We start from the raw sequence: 15,131 nt of genomic DNA, 5'->3' as shown, positions 1-15,131 counted from the left end.
GAATAATATTCAAATTAAGCTGACTCGAAAAGGTTGCTATGCAACTTTTTGGGTTAGCTTTTTTTTATGGCAATGATTTTAAACGGTTTGAAATCAGTTTTTCAATGAAGAATTTCACAATATTAACGAATTTCACGAGTTTATTGACGAAGAACATTACTCATCAATGAAGATCATTTCAATATCAGCGAATTTTACAAGACTCTCAACGAAAATCATTACGAATCAACGAAGATCATCAAGATATAAAAGAAGTCCATCAGTTTGATTATCCCAACTTAAACGAGAATCATCACTATTAATGAAAATCATCACTATATTAATGAAAATCATCGTCATATGAACGAAGAACGTCACTATATTAACAAAAATCACTACCATATCAATGAAGAACATCATTATATCAACGAAGAACCCTACTNNCTACTTTATCAACGAAGAACGCCACTTTATCAACGAAGTTCACAACTTTATCAATAAAGTTCACAAAGTGTTCGTATAAACAAGATAGTAGTTTTCTTTTTAAACCAATCTCAAATGCCCTAAAATCAACTAAATATACACCCCCTTAAAAAGATTTACAATTTCTTTACGATTGATTAAAACTTGCTTAACCTTAAAACTTTAAAGTAGAGATTGTAAGAGATAACAAACAAAAATAAAAACAAAAACAAATTTAAAAATAAAAACAAACATTTTAGGGGGATTATTCAAATGAAACGTGGATTAAAATTAACTTTCGCTGCAATGGCTATTACTGGTATGTTAGCTGGATGTTCTAATAAAGATGACAAGACTACTGGTAAGGCTTCAGATGATAAAAAAGTAGAATTAACTGGAACAATTGGTGCTGCGGGATCAACAGCGTTACAACCACTTGCTGACGAAGCGGCTACAGAATTTATGACAAAGTTCCCACAAGTATCAGTTACAGTTCAAGGTGGCGGTAGTGGAACTGGTGTAAACCAAGTATCTACGGGTGCTATTCAAATTGGTAACTCAGATGTACCAGCTGCTGAAAAATTAGAAGATAAAACATTAGCAAGTTCATTAGTAGAGGCTAAAGTTGCTGGTGTTGGATATTCAATGGTAACGAATAAAGATGTTGGTGTAGATTCACTTACACTTCAACAAATTGAAGATATTTTCGCTGGAAAAGTAACGAACTGGAAAGAAGTTGGCGGGAAAGATGAGAAAATTAATGTAATTAACCGTCCAGCATCATCTGGTACTCGTGCAGCTTTTGAAAAGAAAATTATGAAAGACGTTAAAATTAACGATAGCGTAGGAACAGTTCAAGATTCAAACGGTGCGGTAGAACAAGCTGTTAACTCTACTCCTGGTGCGATTTCTTATCTTGCTAACTCATATTTAATTGGCGATAAAAAGGATGCATTAAAAACAGTTAAAATTGACGGAAAAGAATCTTCTACAGACAATATCGTTGCAGGTGATTACCCATTCTATTCTTATGAGTACATGATTACAAAAGGCGATGCAAAATCTCCTGTAAAAGAATATATCGAATTTATTAGTGGAGACGAGTTTGCTAATAAATTAGTTGAGATGGGCTATATCCCAGCTTCAAAAATGGCAGGTTTAGAATAAAAAAAATAAAAAAAGAGAGTTGGTTTTATACCAACTCTTTAATCTAATTTATTAATGGATGATAAGGGGTTTATCATGAATTTCAAAAAAAGAAACTTTTTTCTAATTGAATACCTTGGAAGAACTCTTGTAACTTTATGTGGTTTCTTAATGGTTGCGATTACAATATCAATAATAGGCTTTATTGTTAGTAAGGGGATCCAATCGTTTACAGTAAATCATTTATCGTTAAGTGATATATTATTTTCAAAAAATTGGAGCCCAAATAATGCAGAACATCCGACATACGGTGCACTAATTTTTATTGTTGGATCGATTCTAGTATCTATTGGTGCTGTCATTATTGCTGCACCAGTTGCAATAGCATTAGCGGTTTTTATGAACTTTATCTCACCTAAATTTGGTCAAAAAGTATTAATCCCAGTTTTGGAGATTCTAGTTGGTATTCCTTCAGTAGTTTATGGATTTCTTGGCGTAACAATCTTAGTTCCACTTCTTAGAAATTTGGTTGGTGGAGTAGGTTTTAGTTTAATTGCCGGGATTATTGTTCTAAGTGTTATGATTTTACCTACAATAGCAAGTATAGCTTCTGATGCTGTGAGAGCTGTTCCTGGAACGTATTTAGAAGCATCATATGGACTTGGCTCTACAAGATGGCAAGCAATTAAATTAGCAATCATCCCTGCTGCAAAAACAAATATTTTAACAGCAATCGTTTTAGGTCTAGCACGTGCTTTTGGTGAAGCATTAGCAGTACAGATGGTAATTGGAAATACAGTTAAATTCCCGAATGGAATTTTTGATCCGACAGCAACATTAACAGGAATTTTAACAATGGATATGGCGAATACATTAAATGGTACAGCATGGAATAATACGTTATGGACTTTGGCAATGATTTTACTACTAATTTCATTCCTCTTTATTCTATTCATTCGTTTAATTGGGAGAAAGGGAGGATATGAATCATGATCGCAAGAAAAATGGATAAAATTTGGACTGGAGTTCTTTACGGAATCGCTGGTTTAGTTGTAGTTTTATTATTATTTTTGTTAAGTGAAATTATCTATAAAGGCTGGGGATTCTGGGATTTCAATTTCTTGTTTGGAAAACCTAGTAATACACAAGCAGGTGGAGGAATCGGACCACAACTTTTTAACTCTTTTTATATCCTAGTTTTAACATTAATTATTTCAGTTCCAATTGGTGTAGGTGCTGGAATTTATATGGCAGAATACGCAAAACCAGGTCGTTTTTTAGGATTTTTAAGATTATGTATTGAAACATTAGCTTCTTTACCATCAATCGTAGTAGGGTTATTCGGATTATTAGTATTTGTAACGCTAACAGGATGGGGATACACATTAATTGGCGGAGCATTAGCAATCTCAATTTTAAATCTACCAGGTTTAACAAGGGTAAGTGAAACAGCGTTATTAAATGTTCCGAAAAGTAGTAAAGAAGGTAGTCTTGGATTAGGTGCTACAAAATGGCAAACAATTGTTAAAATCAGTATTCCATCAGCATTTCCACAATTAATTACAGGTATCATTTTAGCGGCAGGAAGAATATTTGGTGAAGCAGCGGCATTAATTTATACAGCTGGATTAACAACACCAATTTTAAATAATGCTGCTCCATTAGATACACCGATGAATCCGTTTAATATTTTTAGACCAGCAGAAACATTAACAGTTCACATTTGGAAATTAAATTCAGAAGGTATTGTTCCAGATGCACAATCAATCGCAACGAAATCTGCTGCTGTTCTTATTGTCATGATTCTTCTATTTAATTTATTTGCTCGAGTGTTTGCAAAGTTTTTAAATAGACGTTTTACAGGGGCAAAAAGATAATGAAAAGTTTTAAGATCTCTATGGAAGATTCCGTAGAGGTCTTTTTGCATATTTTTATTTTTGGGCAAAAGTGCAGCTATACTTCTGTCTTCACTGTTAATTAGCTTACGAATTTCAGTAAAAAAATTATCATATATGGACATGCATACAAACAATTAAGGCTTGTCTCTATATAATATAGAAGTTTATAAGAGAGTGAAGTGAACATTATGCCTCCAAAGCCAAAAAAGCCAATTGATTCCAATGATTCAAATGAAGAGAATATTAATATTGCCTCTGCCTTTAGAGCTGTCAGTAGTACAATTCTAAGGGTGCCCGAGGATACTTTTGTGAAAGTAAACTATCAAAAAAAACAATTTGATTTAGCAGTTGAATATAATCCGTTAACCTCAACATTTAGACCAAGAAATAATGGGGTTTATTTAGTTTCCGCAACGATTAGTTTTTTCCCTAATAATAACGATGTTAATTATAGAGCAAGAATCGAACTTCGCGTGAACGGAAAACCTGCAATCGCTATTGATAATGATTTCTTCGGTCCAATACTATTCGGAAATACTGTAAATGTCTCATCAATCCTGAAACTAAACGCGAGGGATAAAGTGGAAGTTTTTGCTCAAAGTAGCACCTCTGGAAGTATCGAAGCAAATGTCGATGGTGAAGTTAGCACTCATTTTGAAGCTGCGAGATTTCCATCTCCAACATCATAAGTTTAAGAAAAGATGGAAAATAAATTCTAAGAAGTCTTAAGGTGAATTCATCCAATCTATCTGGTTGAGGAAACAAAAATGACAGTTATATTCTTAAGCCGTTCTCTTTCAGAGTACCCGCGGGTTAAAAAACAGGTATAAAAGTATATATATTAGCAGAGGGATTAACAAGTTGATTCTCTCTGCTTTTTTATTGATATAATAGGGTTTAAGCAGATAATTAGAATATAAATCGCAGTTATCATCGCAAGACTATTAACAACTGCCTAATTTTATTTAGGCAGTCGCTTTTCATGTCCGATTTCATATGCCATTTCAATTACGGAATACGTAATTAAGCAGAATTAACTATATGAAATTTCTTAAACCCAAAAAGTTCAATGGGTTATATCATTTCTTATGCAACCAAATGGCAGTATAGTTTAAGTGAGATGATTCACAAAGTTATTGGGAAATCAGATCACACTACTGATATACTCTCCTAAAAGTGGACATATAAAAGAACACTAATTCAGGAACGCTGTCTAATCAAAGTGGTATATAAAAATTAACTATATGAAAAAGTTAACTCTAATTATTTTTTAAAAGCCATTGACCAATAGAGAAAAATATATTATCTTATTTTTAGAAAGCGTTTTATCTTATCGAACTTAATATAACAGGGTGTTACTGTATAAGGCATTACCTGGATTGAATACACAAACGGCTGATGGGATTTACCATTGCAGAATGTGTATCAATTCAGGTAATTTTTGTGTTTTTAGGAGAATTCAAATATTCCTAAAGTATATCCGAGGATTAGATGGAAATGCTATCTTCATCATTTTGGGAAATGGGTGATTGGGTGAAATTAAAGAAGGCGTTAAATAATAATGTTGTTTTGGCAAAAAATGATAACCATCAAGAGGTAGTGGTTTTCGGTAATGGTATTGCCTTTAAGCTTAAGCCTGAGGATCCTATTGATGAAAGTAAGATTAGTAAAGTATTTACTCTGCAAACCCAAGATTTATCGCTGAAACTTGCAAATCTCTTAAAAGAAGTCCCTCTTGAATATGTAGAAATAACAGAAGAGATTATTGCATTTGCACGGAGAACTCTTAGCGCACCAATAAGTGATTATATTCTTTTGACACTTACCGATCATATCTACTTTGCAACCTTGCGTTATAAAAAAGGACAAGAGATTCGTAATGTTTTGTTATGGGAAACAAAGAAATTCTATAAAAAGGAGTATGAGATTGGATTAAAGGCTCTAGAGATAATCGAGAGGAAAACTGGAATAAGGTTTAATGAGGATGAAGCCGGTTTTATCGCGATGCATTTAGCTAACACACAATTTGAAGGAAATGAAATTGACAAAACAATCAAGATTGCTAAATTTACCCAGGATATCTTAGGGATCATTAAATATCATTTTGGATTGGTTTTTGATGAAGATTCTTGGAATTACGGCAGGTTAGTCACACATTTGAAATTTTTTTCACAAAGAATACTATCTAACGATCATATTGAAAATGATGATGATTACCTCTATGAACAAGTTCAACATAAATATACACATGCTTTCGAATGTGTGAAAAAGATTGAGAAGTATGTATTAAATGGCTTTGGAAAACAGATTACGATGGCAGAAATGGTCTATCTTGTCTTGCACATTAATCGTGTAACAAAACGAAGTGAAGATTAATTTAATGATAAACAGGGTGTTACTGAAAAGGCATAACCTGGAATGATTTGAGGATGTTATAGCTAAGGCTATCAAAAAGGTCCTTCATTCATTTCAGGTTTTTTTTATTAAAAGGAGGAAGAGAACATGGCCGATCATTCGAAATTAGCAAAAGCAATCATTGCAGAAGTTGGTGGTGAAGAAAACGTATTAAGTTTATATCACTGCATGACACGTCTTCGTTTTAAATTAAAGGATGGAAAAGTGTTTAACAAAAAGAAAATTGAAAATCTTGATGGTGTCATCTCGGCAGTAGAAAGTAATGGACAGTATCAAGTAATAATTGGTAATTCCGTGAATGAGGTTCACAATACTATTATGAAAATTTATAAGATACAAAGCGCATCCTCTGAAAATCAAAAGAGAGAAAAAGAGGGGAACATTATAGCTAGAGCTTTTAATATGATGTCTAGTATCATTACACCCATTGTTCCACTTTTAGCTGGATCTGGTATGTTAAAAGCATTACTTGTTATTCTTACGACCTATTTTGGAATGTCCAATACCGGTAGTACCTACTTGATATTAAGTGCATCATCAAATGCAGTATTTTTCTTTTTTCCTGTCTTTCTAGCATTTTCAGCAGCTCGTACATTCGGTGCCAATCTATTTGTATCAGCAGCTATAATGGCTGCTCTTTTGGAACCAAATTTTACTGGTCTCATGAAAAATATTGGAGATGTTGTTCATTTCTTCGATATTCCGATAGTTCTGTTTAAATATAGTGGACAAATCATTCCAGCAATTTTAGCAATTTGGTGTTTTTCTTATTTAGAAAAGTTATTAAACCGTTATATTCCAAAAGCTATTCAAACATTTGCTGTGCCAATGCTTTCCCTCTTAATTATGGTTCCATTAACTGCAGGGGTAATCGGACCAATTGGTGTATACGCAGGTAACGGTATTTCTGACGGTATTGCGTTTTTAAACAATCAGAGTGGAATGTTGACTGGTGCAATAATTGGAGCCGGATGGACGTTCCTTGTAATGTTTGGTTTGCATTGGGGTGTTGTTCCTGCAATGCTCAACAATATAAGCACTAATGGTTTTGATATGATTAAACCTGCTACCGCAAGTGCAACGTTCGGGCAAGCGGGTGTAGCTTTTGGTGTTTTTCTTAAAGCTAAGGATAAAAAATTAAAATCCTATGCATTATCTGTGATGATGCCAGCATTATTAGCAGGTATAACTGAACCAATTGTTTATGGACTATCAGTAAAATATAAGCGTCCAATGATTGCAGCAGTAATCGGAGGTGTAATCGGAGGAGGTTTTGCCGGAGCAATGAAGACGACTGTTATTGCATATGTCTTCCCTGCCCTAACAACTCTTCCAGCCTTTATGACAGATACATTTGCTTACTATATTATAAGTATCTCGATTGCATTTACAGTTACCGCAGCCCTGACATATATTTTAGGATTTGATGAAGAGGGTTCTACAACTTCTGAAAAGGAAAAGAATAGTCAAACAACTTCTGATATTAAACGTGCAACTGTATTATCCCCGATTTCAGGAGAGGTTGTACCTTTACAAAAAGTTAACGATCCTGCTTTTTCTACTGAGGCAATGGGTAAGGGAGTCGCTATTCTTCCTAGAGAAGGAAAAGTATATTCACCTGTATCAGGAGTAGTTACAACGTTATTTCCTACCGGACATGCAATTGGGTTAACATCAAATGAGCAAACAGAGGTATTGATTCATGTTGGTTTAGATACTGTGAAATTAGATGGTCAATACTTTACTGCCCATGTAAAACAAGGCGATTCTGTAGAACAGGGCCAACTTCTTGTCGAATTTGATTTAGAAAAGATTAAAGAAGCAGGTTACGATACAACAACACCGATTATCATTACTAATTCAAGTCAGTATGCTGATGTAATTGAGACAAATCAGAAATCGACAGTTAAACAAGATGTATTACTAACTGCGGTAGTTCTGTAACATTAAGAGGTGTATATTATGACAAGAATAGAGGCATTTCCAAATAACTTCTTATGGGGTGGTGCTATATCTGCTAATCAGGCTGAGGGCGCATGGAAGACAGATGGAAAAGGACCTGCGATTAGCGATGTTATCCGTAATGGAATTGTTGGAGGACATTTTGACGGTAAAGTAATAGAAGGAAACCATTATGCAAGTCATGAAGCAATTGATTTCTACCATCGATATAAAGAAGATATTGCTTTATTAGCTGAAACAGGTTTGAAATGTCTAAGAACCTCCATTGCATGGTCTCGGATTTTCCCAAATGGTGATGATGAGCATCCAAATGAAAAGGGACTTCAATTTTATGATGATTTATTCGATGAATTATTAAAATATGGTATTGAACCTGTCATTACTATGTCACATTTTGAGATACCGTTGAACTTAATCACTAAATACGATGGCTGGAAAAATCGTAAATTAATCGGCTTCTTCGAAAAATATGCGGAAACAATATTAAACCGATATAAAAACAAAGTGAAGTATTGGATGCATTTTAATGAGATTAATCATTTTCACACCATTCCTTTGGCAGCTGGGGGGGTATTAATAAAAGAGGAAGAGACAAAATTACAGGATATATACCAGGCCTCACACCATGTCTTTGTGGCAGCTGCAAAAGCGGTTAAACTATGCCACGAAATCATCCCAGATGCCATGATAGGTGCAATGCTTTCTTTAAGCCCAATATATCCTCATACTTGTCACCCAGATGATATATTTGATTCATATGAATTACGGAGAAGATCTTTATTCTATTCCGATGTGATGATTCGAGGACATTACCCAAGATATGCTAATCGTATTTGGGAGGAGCATAATATTCGTATTGAGATAGAAGCTGGGGATCTTGAATTAATAAGGGAAAACACCGTTGACTATTTAGGCTTTAGTTATTATCGTAGTTCAACTCATAAGGCGGGTATGCCAATCCTTGGTAATACCGGAGGGATAATCGGTCTAGACAACCCCTATTTAGAAAAAACAGCATGGGGCTGGACAATCGATCCCAAAGGAATTAGGTATGTTTGTAATGAATTATATGATCGCTATCAAATTCCGCTTTTTATCGTGGAAAATGGTTTTGGTGCGAATGATGTAATCAGTGAAAATGGCGAAATAATTGATGATGAGCGAATCAATTATATCCAGAAGCATTTGGTTGAATTAAATGAAGCGATATTGGATGGGTGTGAGATTTTAGGTTATACCTGGTGGGGACCTATGGATATTGTTAGTGCTGGAACTGGTGAAATGAAAAAACGTTATGGTTTTATCTATGTAGATAAAAATAATGATGGTACTGGTAGTTTGAATCGTATAAAGAAGAAAAGTTTTGATTGGTATAAAAACGTGATTAAAACAAATGGGAAAAGCCTATTTGAATAGATGTAAATAGGAGGAATTCGGTTATGGAACATCGTATCAAATCTGCTTTCCCACAGGATTTTCTGTGGGGAGCTGCCTCTGCCGCATATCAGGTAGAAGGCGCATGGAATGAAGATGAAAAAGGACCTTCTGTATGGGATGCTTTTGTTAGAAAAGAGGGAACTACTTTTAAAGGTTCTAACGGCGATATCGCCGTTGACCACTATCATCGATACAAAGAAGATGTACGACTTATGGCGGAACAGGGTTTAAAAACTTATCGTTTTTCGATTGCTTGGAGCCGTATTTTTCCAACAGGAAACGGTGAAGTAAATGAAAAAGGTCTCCAATTTTACGATGATTTAATTAATGAATTGCTCGCTTACAATATTGAGCCGATGGTGACTCTTTATCACTGGGATATTCCGCAGGCGTTAATGGAACAGTATGGCGGGTGGGAGTCACGCCAAGTAATAGAAGACTTTGATAACTATTCTCGAACCTTATTTAAGCGATACGGTGACCGAGTTAAATATTGGATTTCGCTGAATGAACAGAACTATTTTGTAGCTTATGGATACGAGACGGCTCTTCATCCTCCAGGTGTAAGGAATCGTAAGAGATTTTATGAGGTCAATCATATTGCAAATCTAGCGAATGCAAAGGTGATTCAATCATTCCGTAAGTTAGTTCCAAACGGAAAAATTGGTCCTAGTTTTGCTTATAAGCCTTACTATCCAAAAGATTCAAACCCAGAAAATATCATTGCTTTCGAGAATAGTGAGGATTTGAACAACTATTTCTGGATGGATATCTATGCATGGGGACGTTACCCGATTACGGCATGGAAATATCTTAAGGAAAATAATCTAACTCCAACCATAGAAGAAGGAGATTTCGAATTATTAGCTTCGGCGAAACCTGACTTCATGGGGGTTAATTATTACCGGACAACAACTGTTGAAAAAAATCCATTGGAAGATGGCGTCGATATTGGCGTGAAAAATACCACTGGTAAAAAAGGATCCGGTACGCAATCAGGTATTCCGGGAATGTTTAGGACGACTTCGAACCCACATGTGGAAACAACCAATTGGGATTGGGATATCGATCCACAGGGATTGCGTATTGGCTTAAGAAGAATTGCTACCCGTTATCAATTGCCGGTACTCATTACAGAAAATGGACTTGGGGAGTTTGATAAGCTCGAGGAAGGCGATATTGTAAACGATGATTATCGCATCGATTACCTTAAATCTCATCTCGAAGCCATTCAGGATGCTATTTCTGATGGTGTGGACGTTCTAGGTTATTGTGCTTGGTCGTTTACCGATCTTCTAAGTTGGTTGAATGGATACCAGAAGCGTTATGGTTTTGTGTATGTAGATAGAGATGAAGAAAGTGCAAAGGATCTTCGACGTATCAAAAAGAAAAGCTACTATTGGTATAAAAATGTAATTGAAACAAAAGGAAAATCCTTATAAATAATAATTTAGAAATAATTGTCTCGTTTTTGGAAAGGTGTGTTTTTATGCAAGGAAAAAACTTTGTTATTATAGCGGAATCCGGTATTCATGCTAGACCAGCAACTCTATTTGTAAACCAAGCTAGTCTATTCGATTCTGAAGTTCATCTAGAATACAATGACAAACAAGTAAACCTAAAATCAATAATGGGTGTTATGTCTTTGGGAATTCCAAAAGGAGCTGCAATAAGGATATTGGCAGAAGGTCATGATTCAGAAAATGCTTTAGATACATTAGAGCACATGATGAAAAATGAAGGTCTAATTGATAATTGATTAATTAACTTTGTTAAAAAGTTAGTTTTACGTGATCTCGATCGATTAGGATTTTAAATATTAAAAGAAAAAATACCTAAAGATCGTTAGAATTGATTGTAGAGTCATTCTATACGGTCTTTAGGTTTATTTTTTTCAATGCTTCTTTTCTTTACCATAAAAATTAAGTAGTTGAAAGGAATGTTGATATTTTGAAAGTTTCCTTACTTTTTTTGGCTCAACTTATTATTATTTGGGCAATCTATGAATTTTCAACTTTCATTGTTCGACTCTTCCATTTACCCATACCATCAAGTGTTTTTGGTATGATCATTTTATATATATTGTTATCTAGCAAAATCATGCGGCTAGAGTATATCGAGAAGGGTGCCGCATTTTTAAACAAACATCTGGCATTTTTTTTTGTACCGTATGCTGTGGGTTTAATGAACTATGGAGGTCTAATAAAATCTCATGGATTACAATTAATGCTGATGGTTGCTGGTAGTACGATGATAGGTTTAGTTATAACAGCTGGAACGTCACAGTATTTAACGAGAAAGGAAAAGACCAGTCATGAACAGTCTCACTCTTTGTAGTATTTTAATTACAATCGTGGTATATATCGGTGCAAATAAACTATCACACCGGGTTTCATCCCTATTTACAACACCTATATTGACAGCAACCATTATTATGATTGTGATGCTTAGTTCAGCGGATATTAGCTACAAACAATATACATCTGCAAAAGAATGGATGACGTATATGTTGGGACCTGCCACTATTGCGCTTGCAGTGCCTATGTTTAAAAATCGAGAAATAATTAGGGGAAAATTAAAGCCTGCAGCGCTTGCGTTGTTTATCGGAACTATCTCAACTATTACGTCTGCAGTATGGCTTTCAAAAGCTTTAGGATTATCTAAAACAATCCAGGCGACATCTGCTGTCAAAGCAGTCACAACCCCCGTTGCTATTGAAGCTGCTGTAATTATTCATGGAAATCCTTCCCTTGCGGCAGCATTTGTAATAACTGCAGGTATTTTTGGTGCAGTATTAGGACCTATGATTTTAAATTTAATGAAAATTTCTGATCCGTTTTCACGAGGTCTTGGAATTGGAACGGTTTCTCATGGAATTGGTACCAGTCAAGCAGTAGTGGAAGGTCCTCTTCAAGGAGCAGTGTCAAGTGTAGCAATGGGATTTGCAGCCATTATCACATCCATCATTCTTCCATGGGTTTATCCTATTATTCAGTTTTAGAACATCTGGCACAAATTTATCAAAATTTATTTAAAAATAATGAGGAAAATATGTATATCAAGTAGGAAATATTGTGAAAAATTGTACTTAAACTAAAAGGTGCAATAGTTGTATAAGAAAATAGAATTTAGAATGTAATTATCAATTGACTTAGGAGGAATCAACGATGGAGTGGGCACAATGGTTGAAAGGTGGTCCTTTCCTTGAAGTTAGTTTCTTGCTGGAATTAAAAGAAGAGAAAACGAAAACTATACAAGATATTATAAATAAGTTATTTGAGATTACTAACAAAATCGAAATCGTAGATAAAAACGTTGATGAAATTATTGATTTTTTTGTAAGAGGTTACCCCTATGATGAAGATGATCCGAAATCAACTTTTATACACTCTTTAAGGTTAAGATTATACGTCGAGTTATATGGAAAAAGAAAGGCAACATTACAAGTAGAAATGATTTCTTCAAATGCATTAATAGTTGATTTTTGGTTTTTTGGAAGCATTTTTGATGCCCCAGAGTGGGATCAAATTGGTATAAAAGAAAATGAAACTATTGATTTTACAAATTTTCTTAAAGAGTTGTATTTTGTTTATGATTATAATATCGGTGGAATGGCAATCGAAGAAGATGTTAGATCATTATTTGGATTTGATGAAGCATATCCTAATGAATGTTATTGCTATGAGAACATTTCCCTTGATCTATCTCTTCTAGAATCATATGGCTTCATAGATATAATTTGGAGTGAAAAATACAAGAAATTAAACCAAATTCCTTATAACCACAAAAGGCTTGATAAGAATGGAGTTCTAATAAATATTGGTAGTATTGATAAATAATCTGTAACAACGCATGCAATAGTTGAAGATCCAAATTGCTTAATTGCAGTTTTTTTATTGAAGTAAATGGCAGATTAGTTGAAGAAGGAAAAATAAGATTTATATTGAAATCTAGATTTAAAGACAAGACCCTTCTATTAGGTGAATAAAAATGGAAATAATAGTAGTCGGATATATAAAAGAATTGGCAGATGGTTATATTGTTATGTTTAATTCGCTCTATGGTAGTGCAGAAGGTAAATGGGTTGGATCTAAACCAAAATTAAATTTCAATTATTATATAGAGATTGATATTCCAGAAATTCTAGAATGGGAAAAGCAAATTAATAAGATTGATGAAGAATTTAACCAAATAGCAAGTAATCATAATCATATTTATTTATCAGGAGTATTAGAATCGGTTGACTCTGATGGATACTCGGTCTTGAGAATTGGCAATAACATAGTCACTTTTGAGTTGACTGGAGACAATTATCCTATTGGTTCATATGTGAAAATTGAAACAGAACAAATTTTGTTGTTTGATACGGGGATATAGTTCCTTCTAATCCAACTAACGCATTGCATTAGTTAGATAAGAAATAGCTTAGAATAAAGAATTTTTGAGGAACTTAAAAAGCAGTGCGAATTCGTATGTGAATTCCACTGCTTTTTGTATTGTTATTATACTTAATTATATAGTTGCGGGTCTCCCAAAAGAGAACGTCTTAAGATATTCTGTGCACCTTTTTATCTTGGTGCAAATGAAATATAAAGATTTTCTAGAGATAGGTATCAATAATAAGGGAGCACAATATAGTGAAATTAGTGGCGTATTAATGGATATTACTCTTTCTAAACAACAGAAGGTAAATGAAGGAGTGAATGGAATGATGCAAAAGTCCGAAAGAATTGAAGTATATTGGGAAGATGTAATTGATGGGAGAGAATATGTGAAGAAAGCAATTACTTCTATTAAGGAATTTTGTTGGGAAAATTGGAATAAGGAAGAAAGTGGCCATCAACCAAGTAGGGTTGTATGGCATGATTTCTATACTGGAAGATCGATTATCCCACGAAACCTTGACATTACACAACTTCAAGTGCATATCATCAGAATCTTATGTTTATTGGAATCCGCATACAGTGAAGGGCGATTTACAAGTTATATTAATGAAGAACTACAAAAAGGACTGAATCAGATTAATAAAACTTACGAAAGCCTATACGCCGAGGAAATGGCTGCTGCATCCGAAGAATGGAATCAGTTTGATTTTATAGAAAAGAAAAAAGATAGAGCGCAGGCTTTTTGGGATGGTTTTACACATGGGATTACCCAACAAATACTAGAATACGAGATCCAACTTCTAAATGAACGGCTTGACCATGTTCCTTCCCCAATTGAAAACAACATAGAGGATGATGAGGAATTAGAAGGGAATTATCTCAAATATAATTGTCCTTGTTGTGGTTATCAAACATTAGAAGAGCGCTGTGTTTGTGATATATGTATACTTTGTAACTGGGAGGATCTAACATCAATAGACTGCATAGAAGGTACTGAAGTAGATGAACCTAACGAAAATTCTTTTATGGCCGAAGCAAGAAAGAATTTTAAAGAAAATTATATTATGTATAGTCATATTAAACAAACTAGTAATGTAATTGAAGCAAAAAAGGCATTAATAAGTGCCTTTAATGAATTAGACAAATACAAAAAAGATTCAATTGAATATAAGGAACATTGGATCAAAATAAATCGTTACAAGCATATATTAAGCTTAGAAACAGATATATCAAAGATTAAACGTGATCTGGAAAATATAGATGGTGAGAAAGAATAAGTACTATCTAAAGGCGCCTCTCAGTGCTGCCTTTTTTATTTTTAAACTTGATACACAGCGAACGATTTGTGAACACCACATGAAAAGCAGAGAAGTTGGCTATATAACAATGAAAGTGGCTTATTTAGCAGAGAAAGTCGCTCATAAAGTAGTACAATCGTTGATAAATT

At 34.2% G+C, this 15,131-nt stretch carries 14 protein-coding genes; all 14 read left to right on the top strand.

Annotation, left to right across the window (positions count from 1 at the left end):
- Positions 1–714 precede the first annotated feature (714 nt).
- The 14 genes from CN601_RS09420 (at position 715) to CN601_RS09355 (ending at position 14,961) form a co-directional block, all read left to right on the top strand.
- A complete protein-coding gene (locus CN601_RS09420) occupies positions 715–1,608 on the top strand; it encodes a phosphate ABC transporter substrate-binding protein PstS family protein (protein ID WP_098170897.1) in 894 nt (297 codons plus the stop codon).
- 75 nt (positions 1,609–1,683) lie between these two features.
- Entirely contained in the window at positions 1,684–2,580 is an 897-nt protein-coding gene (gene pstC / locus CN601_RS09415; protein ID WP_098119397.1) for a phosphate ABC transporter permease subunit PstC, read from the top strand.
- The gene (gene pstA, locus CN601_RS09410; RefSeq protein ID WP_098170896.1) at positions 2,577–3,464 is read left to right on the top strand and encodes a phosphate ABC transporter permease PstA; all 888 of its coding nucleotides are present in this window, start codon (positions 2,577–2,579) and stop codon (positions 3,462–3,464) included. The genes pstC and pstA overlap by 4 nt, the downstream gene beginning before the upstream one ends.
- A 209-nt stretch (positions 3,465–3,673) precedes the next feature.
- Positions 3,674–4,174: an ABC transporter permease gene (locus tag CN601_RS09405; protein ID WP_098170895.1), complete on the top strand. Its 501-nt coding sequence runs from the start codon at positions 3,674–3,676 to the stop codon at positions 4,172–4,174.
- Positions 4,175–4,976: 802 nt separating this feature from the next.
- On the top strand, positions 4,977–5,861 hold the full coding sequence (gene licT / locus CN601_RS09400) for a BglG family transcription antiterminator LicT (protein ID WP_257131662.1): 885 nt from the start codon (positions 4,977–4,979) through the stop codon (positions 5,859–5,861).
- 126 nt (positions 5,862–5,987) lie between these two features.
- Positions 5,988–7,844: a beta-glucoside-specific PTS transporter subunit IIABC gene (locus tag CN601_RS09395; RefSeq protein WP_098170894.1), complete on the top strand. Its 1,857-nt coding sequence runs from the start codon at positions 5,988–5,990 to the stop codon at positions 7,842–7,844.
- Positions 7,845–7,862: 18 nt separating this feature from the next.
- Positions 7,863–9,278: a glycoside hydrolase family 1 protein gene (locus CN601_RS09390; RefSeq protein WP_098170893.1), complete on the top strand. Its 1,416-nt coding sequence runs from the start codon at positions 7,863–7,865 to the stop codon at positions 9,276–9,278.
- Between the two features lie 23 nt (positions 9,279–9,301).
- On the top strand, positions 9,302–10,741 hold the full coding sequence (locus CN601_RS09385) for a glycoside hydrolase family 1 protein (protein ID WP_098170892.1): 1,440 nt from the start codon (positions 9,302–9,304) through the stop codon (positions 10,739–10,741).
- 47 nt (positions 10,742–10,788) lie between these two features.
- Positions 10,789–11,058 carry a phosphocarrier protein HPr gene (locus tag CN601_RS09380; RefSeq protein WP_098170891.1) on the top strand — a complete coding sequence of 90 codons (270 nt, stop codon included), beginning with the start codon at positions 10,789–10,791 and terminating at the stop codon, positions 11,056–11,058.
- 191 nt (positions 11,059–11,249) lie between these two features.
- Positions 11,250–11,636, top strand: a complete 387-nt coding sequence (locus tag CN601_RS09375) for a CidA/LrgA family protein (RefSeq protein ID WP_306659819.1) — start codon at positions 11,250–11,252, stop codon at positions 11,634–11,636.
- Positions 11,614–12,300, top strand: coding sequence for an LrgB family protein (locus CN601_RS09370; RefSeq protein WP_098170889.1), 687 nt, complete (start codon positions 11,614–11,616; stop codon positions 12,298–12,300). The genes CN601_RS09375 and CN601_RS09370 overlap by 23 nt, the downstream gene beginning before the upstream one ends.
- Before the next feature lie 166 nt (positions 12,301–12,466).
- Positions 12,467–13,138, top strand: a complete 672-nt coding sequence (locus tag CN601_RS09365) for a hypothetical protein (RefSeq protein WP_098170888.1) — start codon at positions 12,467–12,469, stop codon at positions 13,136–13,138.
- Positions 13,139–13,289: 151 nt separating this feature from the next.
- Positions 13,290–13,676, top strand: coding sequence for a hypothetical protein (locus CN601_RS09360; protein ID WP_098170887.1), 387 nt, complete (start codon positions 13,290–13,292; stop codon positions 13,674–13,676).
- Between the two features lie 205 nt (positions 13,677–13,881).
- A complete protein-coding gene (locus CN601_RS09355) occupies positions 13,882–14,961 on the top strand; it encodes a CPCC family cysteine-rich protein (RefSeq protein ID WP_142317323.1) in 1,080 nt (359 codons plus the stop codon).
- Positions 14,962–15,131: the final 170 nt, after the last annotated feature.

The organism is Bacillus sp. AFS017336, assembly GCF_002555445.1.
Classification (GTDB): domain Bacteria; phylum Bacillota; class Bacilli; order Bacillales; family Bacillaceae_G; genus Gottfriedia.
Note: the sequence above shows the minus strand (reverse complement) of the source record. Positions and strands in the feature narration are given on the sequence as shown.